Annotated in this window: 20 protein-coding genes; 9 read left to right on the top strand and 11 right to left on the bottom strand. The window is 75.8% G+C overall.

Annotated features, from left to right (window positions below):
* The gene (locus tag ACZ7JZ_RS12780; RefSeq protein WP_470937093.1) at positions 1-894 is read left to right on the top strand and encodes a geranyl diphosphate 2-C-methyltransferase; all 894 of its coding nucleotides are present in this window, start codon (positions 1-3) and stop codon (positions 892-894) included.
* A gap of 153 nt (positions 895-1,047) precedes the next feature.
* A complete protein-coding gene (locus ACZ7JZ_RS12775; RefSeq protein ID WP_470937090.1) occupies positions 1,048-2,898 on the top strand; it encodes an ABC transporter ATP-binding protein in 1,851 nt (616 codons plus the stop codon).
* 64 nt (positions 2,899-2,962) lie between these two features.
* On the opposite strand, the gene ACZ7JZ_RS12770 is transcribed toward ACZ7JZ_RS12775, so the two are convergent.
* Positions 2,963-5,362, bottom strand: a complete 2,400-nt coding sequence (locus ACZ7JZ_RS12770) for an ATP-binding cassette domain-containing protein (protein WP_470937087.1) — start codon at positions 5,360-5,362, stop codon at positions 2,963-2,965.
* Between the two features lie 228 nt (positions 5,363-5,590).
* Between ACZ7JZ_RS12770 and ACZ7JZ_RS12765 the strand changes: the two genes are divergently transcribed.
* Both ACZ7JZ_RS12765 and ACZ7JZ_RS12760 read left to right on the top strand, forming a co-directional pair.
* A complete protein-coding gene (locus tag ACZ7JZ_RS12765; RefSeq protein WP_470937084.1) occupies positions 5,591-6,037 on the top strand; it encodes a DUF6153 family protein in 447 nt (148 codons plus the stop codon).
* 123 nt (positions 6,038-6,160) lie between these two features.
* Entirely contained in the window at positions 6,161-6,844 is a 684-nt protein-coding gene (locus ACZ7JZ_RS12760; protein WP_470937081.1) for a DUF305 domain-containing protein, read from the top strand.
* A 115-nt stretch (positions 6,845-6,959) separates the two neighbouring features.
* Here the strand turns inward: ACZ7JZ_RS12760 and ACZ7JZ_RS12755 are convergent, their stop codons facing one another.
* The 3 genes from ACZ7JZ_RS12755 to ACZ7JZ_RS12745 are packed head-to-tail and all read right to left on the bottom strand — an operon-like array spanning position 6,960 to position 9,216.
* Entirely contained in the window at positions 6,960-7,616 is a 657-nt protein-coding gene (locus ACZ7JZ_RS12755) for a class I SAM-dependent methyltransferase (RefSeq protein WP_470937078.1), read from the bottom strand.
* A gap of 57 nt (positions 7,617-7,673) precedes the next feature.
* Complete coding sequence (locus tag ACZ7JZ_RS12750; RefSeq protein ID WP_470937075.1) at positions 7,674-7,895, bottom strand: Rieske 2Fe-2S domain-containing protein; 222 nt, start codon at positions 7,893-7,895, stop codon at positions 7,674-7,676.
* Positions 7,819-9,216 (bottom strand): NAD(P)/FAD-dependent oxidoreductase, encoded by a 1,398-nt coding sequence (locus ACZ7JZ_RS12745; protein WP_470937072.1) that lies wholly within the window; start codon positions 9,214-9,216, stop codon positions 7,819-7,821. Before ACZ7JZ_RS12745 ends, ACZ7JZ_RS12750 begins: the two co-directional genes overlap by 77 nt.
* A gap of 129 nt (positions 9,217-9,345) precedes the next feature.
* On the opposite strand from ACZ7JZ_RS12745, the gene ACZ7JZ_RS12740 reads away from it, so the two are divergent.
* The 3 genes from ACZ7JZ_RS12740 to ACZ7JZ_RS12730 are packed head-to-tail and all read left to right on the top strand — an operon-like array spanning position 9,346 to position 11,041.
* Complete coding sequence (locus ACZ7JZ_RS12740; protein ID WP_470937069.1) at positions 9,346-9,774, top strand: hypothetical protein; 429 nt, start codon at positions 9,346-9,348, stop codon at positions 9,772-9,774.
* Positions 9,768-10,073 carry a helix-turn-helix transcriptional regulator gene (locus ACZ7JZ_RS12735; protein WP_470937066.1) on the top strand — a complete coding sequence of 102 codons (306 nt, stop codon included), beginning with the start codon at positions 9,768-9,770 and terminating at the stop codon, positions 10,071-10,073. Before ACZ7JZ_RS12740 ends, ACZ7JZ_RS12735 begins: the two co-directional genes overlap by 7 nt.
* A complete protein-coding gene (locus ACZ7JZ_RS12730) occupies positions 10,070-11,041 on the top strand; it encodes an NAD(P)-dependent alcohol dehydrogenase (RefSeq protein ID WP_470937063.1) in 972 nt (323 codons plus the stop codon). The genes ACZ7JZ_RS12735 and ACZ7JZ_RS12730 overlap by 4 nt, the downstream gene beginning before the upstream one ends.
* Before the next feature lie 62 nt (positions 11,042-11,103).
* On the opposite strand, the gene ACZ7JZ_RS12725 is transcribed toward ACZ7JZ_RS12730, so the two are convergent.
* The 6 genes from ACZ7JZ_RS12725 to ACZ7JZ_RS12700 all read right to left on the bottom strand — a co-directional run bounded on the left by ACZ7JZ_RS12725 (position 11,104) and on the right by ACZ7JZ_RS12700 (position 21,036).
* Positions 11,104-12,210: a serine hydrolase domain-containing protein gene (locus ACZ7JZ_RS12725; RefSeq protein ID WP_470937060.1), complete on the bottom strand. Its 1,107-nt coding sequence runs from the start codon at positions 12,208-12,210 to the stop codon at positions 11,104-11,106.
* 147 nt (positions 12,211-12,357) lie between these two features.
* Positions 12,358-13,419 carry a trypsin-like serine peptidase gene (locus ACZ7JZ_RS12720; RefSeq protein WP_470937057.1) on the bottom strand — a complete coding sequence of 354 codons (1,062 nt, stop codon included), beginning with the start codon at positions 13,417-13,419 and terminating at the stop codon, positions 12,358-12,360.
* Between the two features lies 1 nt (position 13,420).
* The gene (locus ACZ7JZ_RS12715) at positions 13,421-14,602 is read right to left on the bottom strand and encodes a trypsin-like peptidase domain-containing protein (RefSeq protein WP_470937054.1); all 1,182 of its coding nucleotides are present in this window, start codon (positions 14,600-14,602) and stop codon (positions 13,421-13,423) included.
* 33 nt (positions 14,603-14,635) lie between these two features.
* Positions 14,636-19,066 (bottom strand): hypothetical protein, encoded by a 4,431-nt coding sequence (locus ACZ7JZ_RS12710; protein ID WP_470937051.1) that lies wholly within the window; start codon positions 19,064-19,066, stop codon positions 14,636-14,638.
* A 63-nt stretch (positions 19,067-19,129) separates the two neighbouring features.
* Positions 19,130-20,122, bottom strand: coding sequence for a hypothetical protein (locus tag ACZ7JZ_RS12705; RefSeq protein WP_470937048.1), 993 nt, complete (start codon positions 20,120-20,122; stop codon positions 19,130-19,132).
* Positions 20,119-21,036: a DNA/RNA non-specific endonuclease gene (locus ACZ7JZ_RS12700; RefSeq protein WP_470937045.1), complete on the bottom strand. Its 918-nt coding sequence runs from the start codon at positions 21,034-21,036 to the stop codon at positions 20,119-20,121. Before ACZ7JZ_RS12700 ends, ACZ7JZ_RS12705 begins: the two co-directional genes overlap by 4 nt.
* Before the next feature lie 240 nt (positions 21,037-21,276).
* Between ACZ7JZ_RS12700 and ACZ7JZ_RS12695 the strand changes: the two genes are divergently transcribed.
* Positions 21,277-22,131 carry a caspase family protein gene (locus ACZ7JZ_RS12695; RefSeq protein WP_470937042.1) on the top strand — a complete coding sequence of 285 codons (855 nt, stop codon included), beginning with the start codon at positions 21,277-21,279 and terminating at the stop codon, positions 22,129-22,131.
* Between the two features lie 52 nt (positions 22,132-22,183).
* Here the strand turns inward: ACZ7JZ_RS12695 and ACZ7JZ_RS12690 are convergent, their stop codons facing one another.
* Positions 22,184-22,483, bottom strand: coding sequence for a F0F1 ATP synthase subunit epsilon (locus ACZ7JZ_RS12690; protein ID WP_470937040.1), 300 nt, complete (start codon positions 22,481-22,483; stop codon positions 22,184-22,186).
* Positions 22,484-22,549: 66 nt separating this feature from the next.
* Between ACZ7JZ_RS12690 and ACZ7JZ_RS12685 the strand changes: the two genes are divergently transcribed.
* Positions 22,550-23,815: a cytochrome P450 family protein gene (locus tag ACZ7JZ_RS12685; protein WP_470937037.1), complete on the top strand. Its 1,266-nt coding sequence runs from the start codon at positions 22,550-22,552 to the stop codon at positions 23,813-23,815.
* The last annotated feature ends 43 nt before the right edge of the window (positions 23,816-23,858 follow it).

Genomic DNA, 23,858 nt, shown 5'->3' with positions numbered 1-23,858 from the left:
ATGGGACCTTCCTTGACCAGCACCGTCAGCACCTCCTCGTTCATTCCCGCCCCTGCCGCGGCCCCCTCCACCCCCTACCAGGGCGATATCGCCCGCTACTGGGACCACGAGGCCCGGCCCGTCAACCTCCGCCTCGGCGACGTGGACGGCCTGTACCACCACCACTACGGCATCGGCGCGATCGACCACGCCGCCCTCGGCGACACCGAGGACAGCGAGTACGAGAAGAAGCTGATCGCGGAGCTCCACCGGCTGGAGTCCGCCCAGGCCGAGGTGCTCCTCGACCACCTCGGCGGCATCCGCCGCGAGGACACCCTCGTCGACGCCGGCTGCGGCCGCGGCGGCTCGATGGTCATGGCCCACCAGCGCTTCGGCTGCAAGGTCGAGGGCGTGACCCTCTCCGCCAAGCAGGCGGAGTTCGGCAACAACCGCGCCGCCGAGCTCGGCATCTCCGCATCCGTCCGCTCCCGCGTCTGCAACATGCTCGACATGCCCTTCGAGACCGGCCAGGCGGCCGGCTCGTGGAACAACGAGTCCAGCATGTACGTCGACCTGGACGACCTGATGGCCGAGCACTCCCGGGTGCTCTCCGTCGGCGGCCGCTACGTCACCATCACCGGCTGCTGGAACCCGCGCTACGGCCAGCCCTCCAAGTGGGTCTCCCAGATCAACGCCCACTTCGAGTGCAACATCCACTCCCGCCGCGAGTACCTGCGCGCCATGGCCGACAACCGGCTCGTCCCCCAGGCCGTCATCGACCTGACCCCCGACACCCTGCCCTACTGGGAGCTCCGGGCCACCTCCTCCCTGGTCACCGGTATCGAGGAGGCCTTCATCAACTCGTACAAGGACGGCTCCTTCCAGTACGTGCTGATCGCCGCCGACCGGGTCTGACGCCCGCCGCGCGCAGCGCCCCCGGGGCCGTACCGACACGGCTCCGGGGGCGCGCCCGTGCGTCGAAAACCCGTGGACCGCGCCCGCCCCGGCGCGGGACACTGCCGTTCCTGGCCTGCCGGACATTCACGACAGAACAGGAGTCGGACGGGAATGCCAGAAAAATCCGAAGGTCCCCCAGGCAGGGGGCCCGTGCTCCTCGCCCTGCGCTCCTACGGGCGGGAGCTCGCCCGCCAGCGCCGGTTCGCCGTACCGGCCATGCTGCTCCCCGCCCTCGGCAACATCGGCATCCACTACATCGCCCCCCTCCTCGTCGCCAAGCTCGCCGGCCGCCTCGCCGACGGCGGCGGCACCGCGCTGGGGGCCGTCCTGCCGTACGTCCTCGGCTTCGCGGCCGTCCTGCTGGTCTCCGAGGCCGTGTGGCGGCTCGCCTTCCACTGCCTCAACCGGCTCGACGCCCGCGGGATCGAGCACCTGTACGTGGCCGGCATGGACGAACTCTTCGCGAAGGACGCCTCGTTCTTCCACGACAACTTCGCCGGATCCCTGACCAAGCGGGTCCTCAGCTTCGCCTCCCGCTTCGAGGAGTTCGTCGACACCCTCACCTTCTCCGTGGTGGGCAGCCTCGTCCCGCTGCTCTTCGGCTCGGTCGTGCTCTGGCAGTACGAACCCCTCCTCGTCGTCGGCCTGTTGACGCTCATCACCCTCACCGGGATCTGCGTCTTCCCCCTGATCCGCCGCCGCCAGGCCCTCGTCGACCAGCGGGAGGCCGCCATCGCCCGGGTGTCGGGGCACGTGGCCGACAGCCTCATGAACATGGACACCGTGCGGGCGTTCGCCGCCGAGCGGCGCGAGGCCGCCGAACACCGCTCGCGGGTCGCGGAGTCCCGCCGCCTGACGCTGCGCTCCTGGGACTACGGCAACCTGCGCATCGACACCCTCGTCGCCCCGATGTCGGTGGCCGCCAACTGCCTCGGCCTGCTGCTCGCCGTCGTCCTCGCCGGCGGCAGCCACGGGGTGGAGGCCGTGGTCGTCGCCTTCACGTACTACGCCAACGCCACCCGCATCATGTTCGAGTTCAACCAGATCTACCGCCGGCTGGAGGGCTCCATGACGGAGGCCGCCCAGTTCACGGAGCTGCTCCTGCACCCGCCCACCGTGCTCGACCCGCCCGAGCCCGAGCCGCTGCGCCCGCGGGACGCCGGGGTCCGCTTCGAGAAGGTGGTCTTCGGCCACGCGGGCGGCGGGCCCGGGGCGCCGCCCCTCTTCGACGGACTGGACCTCGACGTGCCCGGCGGCACCCGGATCGGGCTCGTCGGCCGCTCCGGCGGTGGCAAGACCACCCTCACCCGGCTGCTGCTGCGGATGACGGACGTCGAATCCGGCCGGATCCTGATCGGCGGCCAGGACATCAGCCGGATCCGCCAGTGCGACCTGCGCGGGATGATCTCGTACGTCCCCCAGGACCCGGCGATGTTCCACCGCACCCTGCGGGAGAACATCGCCTTCGCCCGGCCCGGGGCCACCGGGGCTGAGATCCGGCGGGCCGCGGAGGCCGCGCACGTCACGGAGTTCGCCGACGGGCTGCCCGAGGGCTTCGACACCATGGTCGGCGAGCGCGGCATCAAGCTCTCCGGCGGCCAGCGCCAGCGGGTCGCACTGGCCCGCGCCATCCTGCGCGACGCCCCGGTCCTGCTCCTCGACGAGGCCACCAGCGCCCTCGACTCCGAGAGCGAGATCCTCGTACAGGAAGCCCTGTGGCGGCTGATGGAGGGGCGCACGGCCCTGGTCGTGGCCCACCGGCTGAGCACGGTCGCCCGGATGGACCGGCTCGTGGTCCTCGACCGCGGACGCATCCTCGAACAGGGCGCGCACCACGAGCTGCTCGCCGCCGGGGGCGCCTACGCCCGCCTCTGGCAGCACCAGTCCGGCGGCTTCCTGGAGGAGGGACCCGTGCCCGCCCCGGCCCGGGCCCCGGGCGACGCACCCGCCGGGCGGCACTGAACCGCCGCACGGCGCGGGGCCCGTACCGCGCCGTGCGGTACGGGCCCCGCGCACGGCGGCCCCGTCAGGCGCCCACGTACTTCGCCAGGTGCTCGCCGGTCAGCGTGGAGCGGGCCGCGACCAGCTCGGCCGGGGTGCCCTCGAAGACCACCAGGCCGCCGTCGTGCCCGGCCCCCGGGCCGAGGTCCACGATCCAGTCGGCGTGCGCCATCACCGCCTGGTGGTGCTCGATGACCACCACGGACTTCCCGGAGTCCACGAGCCGGTCCAGCAGCCCGAGCAGCTGCTCCACGTCGGCCAGGTGCAGACCCGTCGTCGGCTCGTCGAGCACGTACACGCCGCCCTTGTCGCCCATGTGGGTGGCCAGCTTCAGCCGCTGCCGCTCCCCGCCGGAGAGGGTGTTCAGCGGCTGGCCGAGGCTCAGGTAGCCCAGGCCCACGTCCACGAGCCGCTCCAGGATCCGGTGCGCGGCCGGGGTGCGGGCCGGGCCCTCGGCGAAGAACCGCTCCGCCTCCGACACCGGCATCGCGAGCACCTCGCTGATGTCCCTGCCGCCGAACCGGTACTCCAGTACCGAGGCCTGGAACCGCTTGCCCTCGCACTCCTCGCAGGTGCTCGACACCCCGGCCATCATGCCCAGGTCGGTGAAGACCACCCCGGCGCCGTTGCAGGTGGGGCAGGCACCCTCCGAGTTCGCGCTGAACAGGGCCGGCTTGACCCCGTTCTCCTTGGCGAAGGCCTTGCGGATCGGCTCCAGCAGCCCGGTGTACGTGGCCGGGTTGCTGCGCCGGGAGCCGCGGATCGGGCTCTGGTCCACCGAGACCACCCCCTCCGCCGCCGGTACGGAGCCGTGGATCAGCGAGCTCTTGCCCGAGCCCGCGACCCCGGTGACGACGGTCAGCACCCCGAGCGGGATGTCCACGTCCACCTTGCGCAGGTTGTTGCGGTCGGCGCCGCGGATCTCCAGGGCGCCCGTGGGCGTGCGCACCGACTCCTTGAGCACGGACCGGTCGTCGAAGTGCCGGCCCGTGACCGTACCGGCCTTGCGCAGCCCCGCCACCGTGCCCTCGAAGCAGACGGTCCCCCCGCCCGTGCCCGCCGCCGGGCCGAGGTCGACCACGTGGTCGGCGATCGCGATCGTCTCCGGCTTGTGCTCCACGACCAGCACGGTGTTGCCCTTGTCGCGCAACCGCAGCAGCAGCTCGTTCATGCGCTGGATGTCGTGCGGGTGCAGGCCGATCGTCGGCTCGTCGAAGACGTACGTGACATCGGTCAGGGAGGAGCCGAGGTGGCGGACCATCTTCACGCGCTGCGCCTCGCCGCCCGACAGGGTGCCGGCCGCCCGGTCCAGGGAGAGGTACCCGAGGCCGATCTCCACGAAGGAGTCCAGGGTCTGCCGCAGGGACTCCAGCAGCGGGGCCACCGAGGGCTCGGACAGTCCGCGCACCCACTCGGCGAGGTCCCTGATCTCCATCGCGCAGGCGTCCGCGATGCTGATCTTCTTGATCTTCGAGGAGCGGGCGCCCTCGTTGAGCCGCGTGCCGTCGCACTCGGGACAGGTGGTGAAGGTGACCGCCCGCTCCACGAAGGCGCGGATGTGCGGCTGCATCGCCTCCTTGTCCTTGGACAGGAAGGACTTCTGGATCTTGGGGATCAGGCCCTCGTAGGTGAGGTTGACCCCGTTGACCTTGACCTTCGTGGGCTCCCGGTAGAGGAAGTCCTGCATCTCCCGCTTGGTGAAGCGGCGGATCGGCTTGTCCGGGTCGAGGAAGCCCGACTCGGCGTAGATGCCGACCGTCCACACGTTGTCCGACTTCCAGCCGGGGATGGTGAACGCGCCCTCCGCGATCGACTTCGAGTCGTCGTACAGCTGGGTCAGGTCGATGTCGGAGACCGAGCCGCGGCCCTCGCAGCGGGTGCACATGCCGCCGGTGCGGCTGAAGGTGACCTTCTCCGTACGGGTCTTCGCCGCGCCGCGGTCCACGGTCATGCCGCCGCTCGCCTTCACGGAGGCGGTGTTGAAGGAGTACGCGCTCGGCGGGCCGATGTGCGGGCTGCCGAGCCGGCTGAAGAGGATCCGCAGCATGGCGTTCGCGTCGGTGGCCGTGCCGACCGTCGAGCGCGGATCGCCGCCCATCCGCTGCTGGTCCACGATGATCGCCGTGGTCAGGCCGTCGAGCACGTCCACCTCGGGCCGGGCCAGGTTCGGCATGAACCCCTGGACGAAGGCCGGGTAGGTCTCGTTGATCAGCCGCTGCGACTCCGCGGCGATGGTGTCGAACACCAGTGAGCTCTTGCCCGAGCCGGACACCCCCGTGAACACCGTCAGCCGGCGCTTCGGGAGCTCGATGCTGACGTCCTTGAGATTGTTCTCGCGCGCTCCGTGGACCCGGATCATGTCGTGGCTGTCGGCGACCTGCGGTCCGCCCGACCGCGTCCCCGTGCCCCTGGCCCTGCTGCTCATCGTCTCTCCATCCGCGTCCGCAACTGCCTCCGGCGGCCCTCCGCCGCCCTGGGCCCGCCCCGCCCCTCCCGGCCGGCACGCGCCCCACCCCGCCACGCTATCCGGGCGGCCGCGGACGTGCTTCTCCATTCCTGACCCCTCCGGCGGCGGCCCCGGCCCGCGGGTGCGCGGGGGGTACGGGAGGGGGGTACGCGAAAGGGGCTGCGGCCCGGCTCGTACGATGGGCCCGTGACCACCGCCGTGCAGCCGACGAGCCGACGCCCCGCCGGGCCCGGCCTCGTGCTGCTGGTGCTCCTGGTCCTGGCCGGGGTCCTCGGCATGCACGCCCTCGGCCCGGCCCCCTCGGGCCCGGGCACGCGCCCGGCCGGAGCCGCCCCCGCCGCCCCGGCAGGGCACGCCGCGCCCGACGGCGCCGGGCACTCCGCGTTCCGGGCGCCGGCCGCGTCCTCCGGCGGGGACTGCGCGCACCCGGCCGGCGGTGCGGGCCACGCCCGGCATGCCGACGCCACCTGTGCCGCGACCGGGGTCGCGGCCCCCTACTCCCCGCCCGCCCCGCTCCCCGCCCTGCCCGCCCCGGACGACGCCTCCGCGCCCGCGGCCGGCGCGGTGCCGGAGGGGGCCGCGGCCGGCCGGGCGCCGCCCGACCTGTCGGAACTCCAGCTCCTGCGGATATAGGACCGCCCGCACGGCCGGGCCCTCTCGGACGCCTCCGGGCCGGCCGCCGTGCTCCGGCACCTGTGATCCGTACCCCGCGCACGCCCGCTGTCGGCGGGCTGCGCAGCGAGGAGTTCCACCACCATGAGCACGACCCGATTCCGTACCTCTGACCGCCGTACCCCTGACCGCCGTACCGCCGCCCGCAGGACCGCAGCGCTCGCAGCCGCCGGTGCGGCCGTGTTCGTCCTGGCCGCCTGCGGAGGCACCACCGGGGGCGGGGGCCAGGGGCACAGCACCCACGGGGCCCGGCCGGGCGCCACCGCGACCGTCTCCGCCCCCGCCGGGGCGGCCGCACGGCACAACGCGGCCGACGTCGCCTTCGCCCAGGGCATGGTCCCGCACCACCGGCAGGCCGTGGAGATGGCCGCTCTGGCCGCCACCCGGGCCGGATCCCCCGAGGTGAAGGCCCTGGCCGCGGAGATCAAGAAGGCCCAGGACCCGGAGATCCGGACCCTGACCGGCTGGCTGGAGGAGTGGGGCGCCGAGGTGCCCGCACCGGGCGCCGCCGACCACTCCGCCCACGGGGGCGGGGCGGCCGGGATGATGACCGCCGAGGAGATGGCCGACCTGGCCGGGGCCACGGGCCCGGCCTTCGACGCGGCCTTCACCCGGCTGATGATCAAGCACCACGAGGGCGCGGTGGAGATGGCCCGTACCGAGCTCGCCAAGGGCTCCTACCCGGCCGCGAAGGCCATGGCGCAGGCGATCGTCACCTCCCAGTCCGCGGAGATCGACCGCATGGAGGAGTTCCGCACCGCGAGCTGAACCGTCCCGGCGGGGGAAGGCCCGTACGGCTCCCCCCGCCGGGCCGCGGCCCGACGGCCGGGCCCGCGTGCCCGGCCGCCCGTGCCCGGCCGCGCGCCCGGCCCGGCGCCGGGGGTCAGGGCGCGGGGAGCGGGCGGCGCGCGTAGCAGAAGAGGTGTTCCTCCGGGCCGGCGATCCCGCTCTCCGGCTGGAACACCGACACCGCGTGGTGCAGCACCTCCAGGCCGCAGTCCTCGCGCAGCCGCCGCAGGCAGTCCTCGACGGAGAAGCTCGACACCTCCACGCGGCGGCCCATCCACTCGATCTCGACCCCGTCCACGTCCGCCGGAACGGTCGCCGCCACGAGGTACCCGCCGGGGGCCAGCCAGCCCGCCATCCGGCGCAGGGACTCCGCCGCCTCCCGGCGGGTCATCATCAGCAGCGGGAAGAACGCGCACACCGCCTCGAACCCGCCCTCCGGCGCCCGGTACTCCCGTACGTCGCACTGCTCGAACCGGGCTCCCGGCACCTGCTCCCGGGCCAGCGCGACCATCGTCGCCGACACGTCGATCCCGGTGACCCCGCAGCCCGCCCGGACCAGCCGGTCGGCCACGGGCCGCCCCGTCCCGCTGCCGACGTCCAGCACCCGGGCGCCGGGGGCCAGCCGGGCCGTCAGCCAGTCCAGCGCCTCGTGCTGGCCCGGCAGGGCGGCGAAGGCCTCCTCGTACTCCGCGCCCAGCCCGTCGAACAGCTCCGCCGCCGAGACGGTGCGCTTCCCCTCGTCTGCGTGCACGCGTGCACACCCCTTCCTCCGGTACGCGGTGGCCGGACCGCCACCGTCACGGACTCCCTACCCCGGCCGGGCGGCCCCGCCCCCGCCGGTGCCCCCGGATGCGGGCCCGTCGGCTCCGACGGCTCCGTCGGCACCGACCGCTCCGACCGCTCCGTCTACGTTCAGCGGGCGCGTCGCCGGCCCCTGGAGCACCCGGCCGTCGTCAGCGGCGAACCGCGAGCCGTGGCAGGGGCACTCCCAGGTCCGCTCGGCCTCGTCGAAGCCCAGCTCGCAGCCCATGTGGGGGCAGTGCATCCGGCGGAACCCGGCCGCGTAGTGCCGGGCCACCGCGGTCTGGGCCCGGACCACCCCGGGCAGCTCGCGCAGGGGGAGGACCCGCCGCGGGTCGCACCACGGTCCAGGAGGGCCGCGGGCCGCCCGCGAGATGGGCGGTCAGCAGCTCCGCGGCGACCAGACCGCCGCTCAGGCCCCAGCCGCCGAACCCGGTCGCCACGTACACGTGCTCCGTGCCGGGGTGCTCGTGCCCGATCAGCGGGAGCCCGTCGGCGCTGAACACGTCCTGCGCGGACCAGTGCCGCACCCCGCCCGCCGCCCCGTCCTCCGCTGCGTCCGCTCCTTGGCCCGCCGCCCCCTCCGCCCCCGAGCCGAAGCCGGGGAAGTGCGTCCGGGCCCAGGCCTCCAGCCGGCCGAAGCGGGCCCCGGTACCGCCGGCCCCCGGCTCGCCGGCCTCGCCCGCCACCACCAGCAGCCGCCGCCCCGGCCCGTACGGGCTGCTGCGCACCGAGCGGGTGCGGTGGTCCGGGGTCAGGTACATCCCGGGCGGTGCGGTGCCCTCCGGCACCGCCGCGGCCACCACCAGCTCGCGCCGGACCGAGAGCCGGGCCAGCAGCGAGGCGTGGCAGGCCACCGGCATCTGGGTGGCCAGGACCACGTCGTCCGCGGTGACGGTGGCGCCCCCTTCGAGGGTCAGCCGGCAGGCGGCCCCGTCGTGGACGGCGGTGACGCGGGTGTGCTCGTGGATGCGCCCGCCGCGGGCCAGCAGGTCGGCGGCCACGCCGAGCAGGAACCGCTGCGGGTGGAACTGGTACTGGCCCGCCAGGGCCACCGCCGCCACCGGGAACGGCAGGCCCGCGTCCGGGCCCGGCAGGAAGCGGGCGTCCAGACCGGCCCGTACCGCCGCCTCGGCCTCGGCCCGGAACTCCTCCGCGCGGTCGGGGTCCTGCGTGTACACGACCGCGGGGAAGCGCTCGGCCTGCGCGTCCACGCCGAGCTCCGCGCACAGCTCCGGCAGCCGTTCGACGGCCTGCTGCTGGGCCCGCGCGTGCTGCCAGGCGGTCTCCGGGCCCCGGTCCGCGGTGAGCCGGGCGTAGCAGAGCCCCTGGAGCGAGCTGACCTTGCCGGTGGTGTGCCCGGTGGTGCCGGAGCCGATGCGCCCCGCCTCCAGGACGAGCACGTCGAGGCCGGCGCGGGCCAGCTCGCGGGCGGTGCACAGGCCGGCGATGCCCGCGCCGACCACCGCCACCCCGGTCCGCGCGTCCTCCCGCAGCGGCGGGCGGGGGGCGGGTGCGGGTGCGCTGTCCAGCCAGTAGGAGCCGGCCATGGTCACTCCTCTCCGCGGGTCGGCAGCCCGGGACCGGGCGGCCCATGCGTCCATCGTCCCCCGGACGGCGCTTCCGTGCCCGTGTAAAGAATCTTTGACACGGTGTCTGTCTCGCTTTACATTCCCGGTATGGCTCTGGAAGAGAAGCGCGCCTGGATCATGGCGCTCGTCACCGTCGTCGCGTACGGCGCCTACCTCGCCGTCGTCCTCGGCGGGGCGGACGGCGCCCCGCTCACCGAGACGGCGTACGTACCCGCCCTGCTGTGGACGATCGGCTGCGCCGCCGCCGCTGCGGCCGCCCTGCACATCGCCGTCTCCCTCACCGACCCCGACGGGCGGCAGCGGCCCGACCAGCGCGACCGCGAGATCGGCCGGTTCGCCGAGTACACGGGGCAGTCCCTCGTGGTCATCGGCGCCATCGCCGCCTTCGTGCTGGCCCTCGCCGAGGCCGACCACTTCTGGATCGCCAACGCCGTCTACCTGGCCTTCGCGCTCTCCGCGGTCGTCTCCTCACTGGCCCGCATCGCCGCCTACCGGAAGGGCTTCCACCCGTGGTGAAGCCCAGGCCGACCCGGGTCACCAACAGCATCCGCGCCCTGCGCTTCGCCCGCGCCGAGATGACGCAGGCGGAGCTGGCCCGCCGGATCGGCGTGACCCGCCAGACCGTGATCGCCATCGAGCAGGGGCGGTACTCGCCCACGCTGGAGATGGCCTTCCAGATCGCCCGCACCCTCGGCGTCCCGCTCGAACAGGTCTTCCAGTACCCCGAGAGTCCCGAGGACGCCGTCCACACCGACAGCCCCGAGCACCCCGGAGCCCCGGACGGTGCCGCCCGCCCCGCAGAGGAGTCACCGTGAAGGCAGTGCTGCACGACCGCTACGGCCCGGTCGAGGTCCTGGAGCTGCGGGAGGTGCCCGAGCCGAGCCCCGGACCGGGGGAGGTGCTGGTGCGGGTGCACTCCGCGGGCGTGGACCCCGGGGTCTGGCACCTGATGACCGGGCTCCCGTACCTGCTGCGGCTGATGGGCTACGGGCTGCGCGCCCCCAAGGTCCGCATCCGCGGGCGCGACGTGTCGGGCCGGGTCGCGGCGGTCGGCGCGGGGGTCACCCGCTTCGGGGTCGGCGACGAGGTCTTCGGCATCTGCGAGGGCTCGTTCGCCGAGTACGCCTGCGCCCCCGAGGACCGGTTCGCCCGCAAACCGGCGGCGCTCGGCTTCGAACAGGCCGCGGCCCTGCCGATCTCCGGCCTCACCGCCCTCCAGGCCCTGCGCGACGCGGGCCGGGTGCGGGCCGGGCAGCGGGTGCTGGTCATCGGCGCGGCCGGCGGTGTGGGCGCGTACGCCGTACAGCTCGCCAAGTCCTACGGGGCGCACGTCACCGGCGTGTGCAGCACCGCCAAGACCGGGTTCGTCCGCGAACTCGGCGCGGACGAGGCCGTCGACTACACGCGCGAGGAGTTCACCGACGGCTCCCGCCGCTGGGACCTCGTCCTCGACATCGCGGGCAACCGCCCGCTGCCCGTCCTGCGCCGCACCGTCACCCCGAAGGGGACGCTGGTCGTCGTCGGGGGAGAGGGGGAGGGCCGCTGGTTCGGCGGCACCGACCGGACCCTGCGGGCGGTGCTCCTCGGGCTGTTCACGGCCCAGCGGCTGCGCGGGCTCGTCTCCTCCGAGTCCGCGGCGGACATCGAGGAGCTGCGCAGGCTCGCCGAGGAGGGCGTGCTCGTCCCCGCCGTCGACCGCTCCTTCCCCCTGGCGGAGGCCGCCGACGCCATCCGGTACGTGCAGGGCGGCCGGGTCCGGGGCAAGGCGGTGCTCACGGCCTGAGAGGGGGACCGGGCCGCCGGATCCCGGTGATCCTGGAGGCCCGGCCCGGTCGTCCGGGTGGATCAGGCGAAGGCCAGGGTCCGGAAGTCCGCCCGCAGCCGGTTGCGGGCCGCGCGGCCCGGACCCGGGTCGTGCCCGCCCGGCGGCGGTACGGTCAGCAGGACCGCCCAGCGGTCCGCGGCCGGCCGGACCCACAGGCCCGCCCCGCCGCTGCCGTGGTGCACCCACAGGTCCGGCCGGCGGCCGCCCCCGGTCGCCGCGGGATGCCAGAACAGCCCCCGGGCCGGAGCGAGTTCGCCGGTGCGGATGCGCAGGGACTCGGCGATCCAGGGGGCGCCGAAACCGACCGGCGGGCCGGGGGCGGGGGCGGCCGTGCCCGCCGCCGGGTCCGCGGCGGGGATCGCCGTCGGGATCGCCGTCGGGTCCGTGTCCGGGATCGCCGCCGTGACCGTGCCCGGATCCGCATCCGGGGCGGCGGAGGGCGTACGCGGGGACAGCAGGTGGGCGAGGAAGCGGCCGAGGTCGTCCAGGACGGTGGCCACGCCCGGCGCGCCGCCCGCGGCCCCGGGGGCGGCGGGCCCGCGGTCCGTACCGCTGCCGCCCCCGCCGTACGGGCCGCCCGCCGGGCCCGGGTGCCAGCGGGTGCCCGCCATGCCGAGGGGGCGCCAGACCCGCTCGGCCGCGACCTCGCCCGCCGGGCGCCCCGCCAGGTGCTCCACCAGCCTCCCCAGCAGGTGCCCCGAGCGGTCGCTGTACTCCACGGCCTCGCTGGGCCGCCGGTGCGGCGGCCCGCCCGGCAGGCCGTCCTCCGCCGGCCCGCGCAGCCCCGCCGTGTGCGTGAACAGGTGGTGCGGGGTCACGGCCCCCAGCGGATGGCCGCGGAACAGCTCCCAGGAGCGGGCCAGCGGGGTGTGCAGCCGCAGCGCCCCCTCCTCGAAGAGGGCGCCCGCAGCCGACCACACGGCCAGGACCTGCCCCAGTCCGCCGGACGCCCCGAACCGGAACTCCGTGCCCGGCCCGCGCGGCAGCCGCCCCGCGGCGCCCCGGTCCAGCACGCCCCCGGCGCGCCCGACGGCCCACACGGCGCCGCCGTGCACCCCCGCGCGGACCCCGGCCTCCACAAGCTCCCCGATGCGGCCGCCGGAGCGGCCGGTGCTGACAGCAGCCATGGCGCCAACGTAGCCCGGCGCGACCCGCCCGTGCGGTCCCGCCACCTGATGTTCATCCGGCCGGGGCGGTGTTCCGCTTCCGGCGCGGATCGGCGTCGTGTGGCGTCCGTGCGGCGTCCGGCGGTGTCCTGTGCGCCGTCCGGCCGGTCAGACGAAGTTGACCCGGCCGCGGACCAGCAGCGGGTCGTCCTGGAACTGCCACAGCGGTACGGCGGAGTTGCCGACCCGGAAGCGGCCGCCGAAGTGCAGGCCGAGCACGCGGTGGCCGGAGAGGTCGAAGACCGGGGAGCCGCTGTTGCCGCCCAGGGTCGAGCAGTCGTGGCCGAGGACCGGCTGCCCGTCCGCCAGCCCGGTCACCGCGCCCGGCTGGAGCCGCTTCACGTTGAACACGTCCATGAAGATCCGCCGCATGGCCTCGGGCTCGTTGCGCCGGCCGTCCGCCGCCGGGTACCCGACCACGTACACCGGCCGGCCCTCCAGTCCCTCCGGGGGATCGGCCGCCACCTCCAGCGGGCCGGGCAGCGGGCTCCCGTCGGCGGCCGCGGGGGCCACCCGCAGCAGGGCGAGGTCCACCTCCGCGTGGATGCCCAGCACCTCGGTCACCGCGAACTCCGGCGCCCCGGCCGCCGCCGCGGGCCCGAACTCCTCGCGGGTGTCCACCCGGGCGGACATGCCCTGGCGGAAGCTCCCGCCGGAGCCGTCGCCGCGGGCGAACTCCGCCGCCACGTGGCGGTTCGTCATCACCGTGTCGGGTCCGACGAGGAACGCCGTTCCCAGCCAGTCCAGTTCGGGGTGCCCGGCCACCTCCACCCGCCCGACGCGCGCGATCGAGGACCGGATGGCCTCCCGCTCCCCGTCGAGCACCGCCCAGTCGCCCTCCTGCGAGGCGAAGTCCTGCCCCTGCACCAGGATCGCGGGCCGGCCCTCCAGCAGGACGATCGCCTCCATCCCGAAGGACTCGTCCTCGTCCACGTCCCCGGGCCGGCCCGCGGCCAGCTTCTCCAGGCCGCCCGCCCCGGCCCGCAGCACCCGGGCCCGCTCCTCGCGGGCGAACCGGGCGATCTCCCCGGCCGCCTCCTCGTCCGGCGGCAGTTCCTGCCCGGACTCCTCGACCTCCGCGTCCAGGTTCCTGCGCACGCGGTCGGCCACCTCCAGCAGGTCCGAGAAGACCTGTTCGGGGCCGGTCGCCACGGGGGATCCGCGCCACATGTCAGTCCACCTCCGCCGCAGTCGTGACGGCGGGCGCGCTCTGCGCCGCCGTGATCTCGGCGTGCACCGCGGGGCAGTGCTGCGCCAGGTGCCGCAGGACGGCGCTCATCTGGGTGCCGACGTTCACGAAGGCCGCGTCCCGGCCCTGGAAGGCGACGCCCTCGACCCGCCGGGTGCCCCGGTGCAGGGCCACCACCGTCCAGTCGTCCGTGAGGACGGGGGCCCCGGAGGAGCCCCCGCGGGTGTCCGTGAAGTAGTACACGTCCCGCTCGTCGGCCTCGTGCACGAGGTTGTTGCGCAGGGCGACCCGCTTGGGCCGGCCCAGGGGGTGCTGGATGATGTTCACCGGCACCGGCGCGCCGGCCGCTACGAGAGGGGCGGCGGCCACGCGCAGTCCGGGCCGCGCCGCCGGGTCCACCACCCGCAGGACGGCGTAGTCGAGTTCCCGGTCCCAGGCGAGCAGGGCGCTCACCGCGCACTCCACGCCCGGTGGGGGCCCGGTGTCCCCGTCCGCCTCCTCGTCCGTGTAGTCGAACCGGGCCCGGGCGCCCAGGGCTTGCAGCTCCAGGTCCACGGGGTCGGCCTCGGGGCGTACGGCGCCGGTCGCCGAACGGGCGTTGACCACATGGTGGTTGGTCACCAGCAGCCCGGGGGCGGCCAGCCAGCCGGTGCCGGTGTGCGGGAGGGCGGGCCGCAGCGGGGCACCGCCCTGGTACGGCAGCACCCTGATCCGGGCCACCGAGGCCCCCGCCAGCTCCCCGCCGCGCAGGAAGGCGAAGGGCACGGTGTCGTCCAGGTGGACGACGGCCTCCTTGGCCTCCGGCCCCGCGGCGGCGGGCAGCGGGACGTCCGGTTCCCCGGCCGCCGCCCGCGCCACCTTGTCCAGGGCCTGCTGGAAGACGGCCCGCGGGGCCCGGGCCGGGGTCTGGGCCACCGCGTTGCGCAGCCAGACCTCCAGCGGCACGGTCCCGTCCACGAGCCGCTCCACGCGGTTCATCTCGTTGAGGTCGGAGTGCACCTGCTGCCCCGGGGCGGGCACGTGGGGCAGGACGCCCTTGTACGCGGGCAGGATCCCGTCCAGCAGGAGGCGGCGCACGAGGGGGTCGGCGAGGTCCGCCGCCAGGGCCGCGTCGCGCACCTGGAGGACCTCGTCGGGGGAGAGGTACCGCACGTCGTCGCTCATCTCGAACATCCCTGGTGTCCCTGCCATCTCGGATCAGGCCGCGCGAGGGCCGCTCCCTCCGGCGGGGTGCAGGACGGGGGCGGGGGCGGCGCGGGCCGCGGTCGCGGGCGGGGGCGCGGTGCCCGAGCCCATCGCGGCGGCCACCGCGGCGGCGAGGGCCCCGCTGTGGTCCCGGACCACGAGCAGGTGCCGCGCCAGCCCGTCGAGCGTCCCGAGCCGCCGGGCCTCCCGCAGGATCCCGGCGGTCCCGGGCATCGGCCCGTCCCGGTCGGGAGCGGGGGCGGCAGTGGGGGCGGGGTACGGGTACGGGGCGGAGACCGGCGCGGGTGCGGGCGCGTTCGGTGCGCCGGGTGCGGCGGGTGCGGGTGCGGCCGGGGCCGCCGTCGGGTACGGGGGCGGGGGCGCGGTGCGGACCGGGGCCGGCGGGGGCGGGGCGGGGAACGCCGTTGTGGGCTGCACGGGCTGCACGGGCTGCACGGGCTGGACGGGCTTGGGCTGTGCGGGCCGGGGGTGCGGGGTGGCGGCCGGGGTGTCCACTGCCTCCTCCAGGATCCGCAGCAGCGCCATCCGCAGCTGCGGCTGCTCCTGCACCGCACGCCCGATCGCCTCCGCCAGGGTGCCCAGTACCGCGTCGTCGGCCGCGGGCAGCCCCACCACCTGGAGGGTGTGGTCCAGTGCCTGCGGGTCCTGCCGCGAGACCTCCGCGGCCACCGCCCGCACCAGCGCCGGCTGGCGGCCCAGCTCCTCGTCCGGGATCCCGCGCAGCCGCTGCGCGAGCCGGCCGGCGGCGGCCTCCGGGTCCCCGTCCCGGGAGGCGGCCGCCAGCCGGGACCTGGCCAGCAGGACGCCCATCGCCTCGAAGTCCCGGCCCAGCCGCCCCGCGATGTCCTCGGCCTCGGCCAGCCCCCGGTCCGCATCCACCAGGTCCCCGTCCTCCTCGGCCAGCTTCGCGGCCATCAGGAGCAGTTCCAGCTGGAGTTCGGCGCAGCCGGCCTCCTCGGCCCGGTCCACGGCCTCCTCGGCCCCGGCCCGCGCCTGCGCCCGCCGCCCCTGCCGGGTCAGGGTCTCGACCAGCAGCGGGTGCAGGGCGCTGCCGGGGGTCCACGGCCGGCGCTCGGCCAGCCGCGCGGCCGCGGCGTCCACGAACCCCTGCACGAGCAGGTCCTCCACCTCGCGGGCGGCGATCCGCTCCCAGTCCTCCTGGTCCGCCTCCTCCATGACCCGGTCGGGGGTGTGGCCGCCGAGGAGGCCGCCGAGGAAGGCGGCCGAACGGGCCGTCATGTCCTGCTCCGCGCCGATCAGGTAGCGCTCCACCCCCGGCATCCAGCGGCGCTCCACCTCACGCGGGTTCTCGTTGAGCCGCAGCCGGTGGTACACCTCCTCGGCCCGCGCCTGCGGCCCCTCGCGGGCCGCGTAGTAGGCGACCGCCCGCCGCCCCACCGCCCGCATCAGATCCGTACGGGAGTTGTCGGCCAGCCGCAGGGTGATGGCGCGCAGGTCGGACCGGTGGCGTACGGCCTCGGGGCCCGCGGGCTCGACCAGGTCGAGCCGGGACAGCAGCCCGAACAGGCGGCGCGCCGCGGCCTCGTCGGGCACGGTGAGCCCGCAGGGCTCCGCGAGCACCTCGCGGACCAGAGCCGGGGTGACGGTGCGCAGGGCCAGGCCCGCCTGGGCCAGTTCGCGGACGTCGGGGTCGGCGATGTGCTTGAGGATGCGCTCGTAGAGGGTGCCCTGGACGAGCAGGCGGTCGACGGTGCGGAAGAAGCGGCGCCGGGCCGGGAGCCCGTCGACGAGCTCGCCCAGGGGGGTGCCGTCGGCGCGGGCGAGCACGGCGGCGCGCGCGGCGAGTTTGAGGCTCAGCGGGTGCCCGCCGACCCGCTCGGCGAGGGCCCGCGCGGTCTGCGGGTCCTCCACCCCGCTGGACAGCAGCACGTCCACGGCCGCCTGCGGGTCCAGCTCGCCCAGCTCGACGGTCTTCAACTCGGCCAGCCGGGCGGGGTGTTCCACGGGGGCGCGGCCCGAGACGATGAACCGCAGCCGCGGGTACACCTCCTGGAGAGCGGCCCAGATCGCCCACATCCGGCCGATCACCGGGGAGCCCCGGTACTGGGCCTCCTCGAATGAGTCCACCGCCACGACCAGCGGCGGGCCCGGCCGGTCGGCGGGCGCGGCCACGGCCTCCACCAGCAGGGCGGCGACCCGCCGCACGAGATCGCCCTCGCGCCCCGCGGCCTCCGCGTGCAGGCCCGAGGAGGAGAGCCGGCCCAGTGCGGAGCGGGTGGCGGAGAGCCGGTACAGCTCGTCGACCTCGTTCTGCTCGGCCCGCTGGGCCGCCGCCGCGGCCTCGCACTCGTGCGCCAGCGCGTCGAAGGCCGCGCGGTGGGCGGGGTGCTGCATCCCGAACTGCCGGGCGATCTCCGCGATCATGGTGACGGGTTCGTGGACGGAGAGCGTCGGGCGCTCGAAGTCCACGTAGGCGAAGGGGAATCCGGGCCCGAAGTCGCGCAGCCCGTCCAGCAGGAACCGGGCGAGCAGGGTGCTCTTCCCGATCCCGCCGAGCCCGTGGACCACCAGCGGCGGCTCGGGGCCGCTGGTGGCGGCGCGGACGAAGCCCAGGCGCGCGGGGTGCGTGCGGACGGGTGCCGCGGCCTCCCCGGCTCCCGGCGCCCCGGCTCCGGGTGCACCGTCGGCGGCCGGCCCGCCCTCCGCCCCCGTCGCCGCCCGGGGTCCCGTGTCCGGGGGCAGGCCCACGTAGGAGCGCAGGGCGTCCAGTTCGGCCGCGCGGCCGTGGAAGGCGCCCGCCGCCAGGCGCTGGAGGGGCTGTACCAGCCGGGCCCGCTCCAGCAGCCGCCGGATCTCCCCGGCCGCGGGCAGCCCGGCGGTGCCGGGGACCAGGGACAGCCACAGGACGGCCTGGAGGGTGTCGGCGAGGGTCTCGACCCCGGCCTCCTCCAGATGCGGCGGGTTCCCGGACAGGAGGGCGAGCGCGGCCCGTTCGGGGCAGGGGCCGGGCGGGCTCTGGGCGAGGTTCGCCTCCAGGGCCAGCCGGGCCGCCGCCGGACCCGCCAGGCTCCGCAGGGCCTCCTCGCGCACGTCCTGGCGCAGCGCCCAGGCGCTGCCGCGGTCCGTGCCGCCCAGCGCCCGGCAGTCGTCGACGAGTTCGAGGGCGGCGCGGCCGGTGGCGGCCGGCTCCCCGGGCAGGCGCAGCCCCACGGGGTCGAACTGGGCCAGCAGGCAGGCGGCTTCGCGGTACCCGCGCCGCAGGGCGGAGGGCGGGGCGGCGCTGCCGGCGGCCGCGCCGAGCTCCGCGCGCAGCCGGTCGGGGTACTCCTCGTCCCCGCGCAGCCCGCGGTACGCCCGTACGGCGGCCTCGGCGGCCGTGCACACCTTGCGCATGTAGCCGTCCGGGCCCGGGGCCGCGGCGGCCTCCAGCACGGCCGGCACGGTCAGGTCCACCAGGTCGGCGATCCGGCCGGGTCCGGCGGGGGCGGGTCCCGCGCCCGGCTGCGGCTCGCCGGCGAAGAACTGCCCGAAGAACTCCCGCAGATCCTGCCCGCCCACCGGACGGGCGGTGTCCCGGCACTCGTTCTTCCGTATGTCGTAGGGGAGTTGGCGCATCGTCGCCGAGTAGCCGAGCAGGACCAGGCGGGGCACCGTCCGCTCGCGGCGCGGCGCGTGCTCGTAGATGGCCAGGGCGAGCTTGCCGATGCAGTCCCAGACGTCCGAGCCGGGGTCGAGCTTGTCGCACTCGTCGAGGACGAGCCAGAAGGCCTCGTCGGCGTCCGTGGCGCGGGCCACGATCCGGTGCACGGCGTCGTCGATCGAGGGCAGTGGATCGTTCAACTGTGTCGGGTTCAACGGCGAGATGCCGGCATCGTGGTCCGTCACGAACTCCGCCAGCCGCCGCACCACCCCCGCCGCCGTCGAGGTGGGCGAGAGCGTGACCCGGACCGGCCGGAAGCCCGCGTGCTGTCCGACGTGCCGGATCAGCGCGTACGTGTAGGAGCGCCCGCTGCCCGGCTCGCCGTCCACGGCGAGGACGGTCTTCTGCGGGTCGGCCGTGAACTCGCGCAGCCGCCTGCGCAGGTCCGCGCGGTCGATGAAGACCTCCGAGCCGCCCCGGAGCACCGAGGTCAGGTAGAAGTCCGCGGGGGAGTCGTGCAGCCGGGCGTCCTCGGTCAGCCGGTCGAGGAAGGCCCTCGCCTGGAGCCCCTCCGGCAGCACGCTCAGCCCGTCCACCCGCACCAGCGCCCCGAGCAGCCGGCACTGCCCGCCGATATCGCGGCGGGAGGCCCGGACGAGGGCCGCGGCGTTCTCACCGCTCCTCATGGTCAGCGGGAGGTCGCCGATGAACTCCTCGGGGAACGCGAACTGCCGGAGCGGGACGTAGGGGTCCGGGGTGTCCAGAAGATGGTCCCGCACCCACTGTTTGACGAGGTCCCACTCGGTATCGGTGAGCGGCATACCGCACCTGCCCGGCCGCCCCAGCGGAGCGGGGAGGGGGACTGACTGATACCTGTCATGGTTTCACTCGGTCTGTTCCGGTGCAAGGCGGCCGAAAAGGGTCCGTACGGGCCCCCGCACGGGGGCGGCGGACAGGTACTCGCGGATGCCGTGGTGGTTGCCGCTGCTGTTGGTGACGAGGTGGTCGGTGACCAGGTGCGCGGGGGCGAACTCCGGGCGCAGGGTGTGGTCGAGGGCGACCAGGTCCCGCAGGTCGGAGGCGTTGTGCCAGACCGCCGTCCCGCGCGGCACGGCCGGCGGCTGCCGCAGCAGGTCCCGGATCTCGGTGATCCCGAGCGGGGAGCCGACCGTGACCAGCAGCTCGACGGGCCGCGGGGCCTCCCGCAGCACCTCGTACGCGGCGACCGAGCCGAGGCTGTGGCCGAGGACGACCAGCGGCCCCCCGGCGGCGGCGTCCAGCTCGGCGCGGACCACCTCCCGGATCGCCTCGCCCGCCCCGCCGAAGAAGTAGGCGTGCACGTCCTTGAAGGTGTGCTTCACCAGCAGCCGGAACACCTCCCCGCGGGCGAAGCGGGGCAGCGGCAGCGCCTCCAGCCCGGCATCCCCGCCGGGCGGAGCGGCCAGGGTGTCGGCGAAGTACGTCATCCGCAGCAGCCACTGCGCGAGCGCCTCCTCGCCCGCCGCCCGGCCGGGCTCCCCACCGGCCCCCCCGCCACCGGCCGCCTCCTCACCGCCCCCGGCCGCCACCTCCCCGGCTCCGCCTGCCCCTGCCCCGGCCTCCTCCCGCGCCTCCGCCAGTACCCGGGCCGCGAACTCCTCCGGCGGGGCCGACAGCCCGCCGCCCGGGGACTCCTCCAGCGGGGCCTGCCCGCCGTCGAGCGGGTCCGGCGCGGGATCGGGCAGCGGGCTGCCGTACCGTACGGGCGCCCAGTAGGCCATCCGCGAGGCCGTGCCCATGTCCGTGCCGAACAGGGCGCGGTCCCACTGGGCCCTGAGCAGCCCGCTGCGGATCTTGTTGCCGTTGCCGTGCACGTACACGATGCGCGGTTCGGTCATCCCCGGGCCCCCAGGTCCATGTCCCCGTACGACTCCAGCTGCCGCCAGCGCCGCTCCGGGGCCCGGACCGCCGGCATCAGGTCCACGGCGGGCAGCGGGCCGAGGTCCAGCCCGGTCAGTTCGGCGATGTCCGCCACCGGCACCTGGAAGGTCCGGAAGGGCCCCAGCGGCGGCGGGTCGCCGGCCCTCGCGCCCGCCGGGTCCCGCTCGCGGTCCCGGGTCAGGTCGGGGCTCTGGTCGAGGAGGTACCCGGCGGAGGCCAGGGCCCCGTCCTGCAGGAAGGCGGCGACCTTCCAGAACCGCAGCGGCACCCGGATCCCGCGGTAGGGCGGATCGGAGTCGTGCAGCACCGGGCCGGTGAACACGCTCAGCTTGCGGTCGAACTGCGCCGCGTGGTCGAGGAGGTGGTTCTCCAGGCCCTGCCACAGCTGCTTGCCCTGGTTGAAGACGTCGGCCTGGGGCGCGGCGTTCGTGAAGTAGAAGGTGTCGGTGTTGGCGAGGCGGGCCACCGCCGCCGCGCCCCAGACCGGGTCCAGGCGGCGCACCAGGTGCCCGCGGTCCAGGGAGTTGTCCCGGTAGACGTCGTTCCCGGCCTGCTGCGCCTTCGGCAGCCGCGGGTCGAACTCCCACACGTCGTCGCGCGGTACGTCCTCCAGGAGCCGGGACCCCTCGATGCACACGCCGGTGGCGGCGGCGAGCCGCCGGTCCGGGCGCAGGGCCACCGTGAAGTGGGTGTACGGCAGCAGGACGGTCTCCACGGACGGGTCGGCGGGCAGCGGCAGCGGGACGACCGGGCCGAGGAAGCCCTCGTCGTAGCCGGTGCGGTCGGCCAGCGCCGCGCGGGGCTGCGCGGCGGGGGAGGTGTCCGGGGTGTCCGCCGGGGCGCTCCGGGGAGCGGGGTCGGATGCGTTCATAGGATTGCAGTACCGCGCATTCCGGCCCGCTCACGGCCGCGCCGCCCGTGCCACCCGATCAGCGGCCGCCCGGCTGCCCCGCCCCGCACCGGCCGGGTGCGCGCCGCCCCGTAGGACGGGCCCCGCCGCCCCCGCAGGCCCGATCGGGCGGCACCGGCGGCGGGCGGGTTCGGCTCCGGTCCGGCCACGGAACCCATCCCGTGACCCCCGCAACCGCACCGCCCCCCAAGGAGGCACCCCGTGCCCACCGGACTCTCCCTGCACATCGGTCTCAACACCGTCGACCCCGCGCAGTACGACGGCTGGGACGGCAGGCTCGTGGCCTGCGAGAACGACGCCCGCGACATGGCGGCCCTGGCGCGCACCGCGGGCTTCTCCGACACCGTGGTCACGGGCGCGGAGGGCACGGTGGAGAACATCACCGGGGAGCTGCGCAAGGCGGCCGCGGCCCTCGGCAGCGGGGACATCCTGCTGCTCACCTACTCGGGCCACGGCGGCCAGGTGCCCGACGCCCCCGGACCGGACGAGGAGGCCGACTCCTTCGACGAGACGCTCGTCCTCTACGACCGGCAGTTCCTCGACGACGAGCTGTACGCGGAGTTCGGCCGCTTCGCGGAGGGGGTCCGGATCCTCGCCCTGCTGGACTGCTGCCACAGCGGCACCGGCATCGAGTCCCTGCGGGAGATCATGAACCCGGTGGCGATGGAGGCCCAGTTCCAGACCAGCGACCCCGAGCAGCTGCCGGCCGCCGTCCGCCTCATGCCGGAGCTGCGCCAGCAGCGGATCTGGGAGCGGGACCGGGAGTTCTTCGCGGAGGTGCAGCGGGGGCTGCGCAGCGGCCGCGACGGGGCCGCCGAGCCCGCCGCCCTCCTGATCTCCGCCTGCCAGGACAACCAGGTGGCCTCCGACGGCCCGGTGAACGGCGCCTTCACCGGGGCGCTGCTCGAGGTCTGGGACGAGGGCGCCTTCCGGGGCGGCCACCGCTCCTTCCACCGCAGGATCCAGCAGCGGCTGCCCGCCACCCAGAGCCCGAACCTCTACCTGGCGGGGCAGCCGGGCACCGCCTTCCTCCGGCAGCGGCCCTTCACGGTCTGAGGGCGCGGCGCGCAGGACACAGGGCGCAGGGCACAGGGGAGCGGCGGGGGACTCAGCCCGCCGCCCCGCCGTCTCCCGCCCCGCCGTCCGCCGCCGCCGAGACCTCCAGGGCGAGTACGGACAGCCGGTCCCCGTCCAGGGACAGCACCCCGTCCCTCACCGCCACCCGTACCGCCTCCCCGTCCACCGGCCGGACCAGCACCCGGCCGCCGTCCGCGAGACGGGCCACGACCGGTTCGTGCCCGGGCAGCAGGCCGAGATCGCCCGAGAGGGTGCGGGCGAGGACGAATCGCGCCTCACCGGACCAGACCGTGCGCAGCGGGGTGGCCAGGACCACGTGCAGGGACTCCATGGGAACACCGTCGCAGACCGGAGCGGGTCTTGATGAATCCCCCGCCGAGGCCGCACTGTTGATGGAGTGACAGACGAATCCGCACCCGCGCCGCACCGCATCGACCCGGCGGGCGGCTGCCCGCACGCCCTCAACGCGCGCCTCCTCGCCGAAGGCCCCGTGGCCCGGGTCGTCCTCCCGGGCGGGGTGCCCGGGGCGCTCGTCCTCGGGTACGAGGAGCTCCGCGAGTTCCTCGCGCACCCCGGCGCCGCCAAGGCCGCCCGGCACTTCACCGCACTGCACGACGGCCGCGTACCCGCCGACTGGCCGCTGCGGGCCTTCGCCGGAGCCCAGGGCATGCACACCGCCGACGGGGCCGACCACCGGCGGCTGCGCGCCCTCCTCGGCAACGCCTTCACCGCCCGCCGCTCCGAGGAGCTGCGCCCCCGGATAGAGGAGCTCACCGCCGGACTGCTCGACGGCCTCGCCGCGGCCGCCGGGGCGTCCCCCGACGGCACCGCGGACCTGCGCCGCCACTTCGCGCTGCCCCTGCCCATGGCCGTCATCTGCGAACTCCTCGGCGTGGACCCCGGGCACCGCGGCCGCCTGCACGAGCTGTCGAACAAGGTCATCGTCGCCACGGACACCGCCCCCGCCGAGGCGGCGGCCGCCGTACGCGAACTCGTCAGCCTGGTCGGCGCCATCGCCGACGCCCGGCGCGCCGCCCCCGGTGACGATCTCACCAGCGCCCTGATCGCGGCCCGCGAGGCCGACGGGGACCGGCTCTCCGAGGCCGAACTCGCCGGCACGCTGCGGCTGCTGCTCGTCGCCGGGCACGAGACCGCACTCAACCTGATCACCAACGCCGTCCGCGCCCTGTGCACCCACCGCGACCAGCTCGACCTGATCCGCTCCGGCGCGGCGGACTGGTACGACGCCGTGGACGAGACGCTGCGCTGGGACGGGCCCGTCAGCTGGTTCCCGTTCCGCTACCCCGTCGAGGACCTCGCACTGGGCGGCGCCGTCATCCCCGCGGGCACCCCCGTCCTCGCCGGCTACACCGCCGCCGGCCGCGACCCGAGGACGTACGGGCCCGGCGCCGACCGCTTCGACGTGACCCGCGGCGCCGGCGCCCCCGGGACCGCCCGCCACCTGGGCTTCGGCCACGGCGCCCACTACTGCCCGGGCGCCCCGCTGGCCCGCCTGGAGGCCGCCGTCGCCCTGGAGCGCCTCTTCGAGCGCTTCCCGGACCTCGACCTCGCCGTGCCCGACGGGGAGCTCGTCCACCAGCCGAGCTTCATCGGCAACAGCGTGGACACCCTCCCGGTCCGCCCCGGACGGGCCGCCTCCTGAGCGCCGGGCACCGGCGGCCGGGCGGGAGCCGCGGGACCGGGCC

This window comes from Streptomyces sp. NPDC038213, assembly GCF_055600495.1.
Note: the sequence above shows the minus strand (reverse complement) of the source record. Positions and strands in the feature narration are given on the sequence as shown.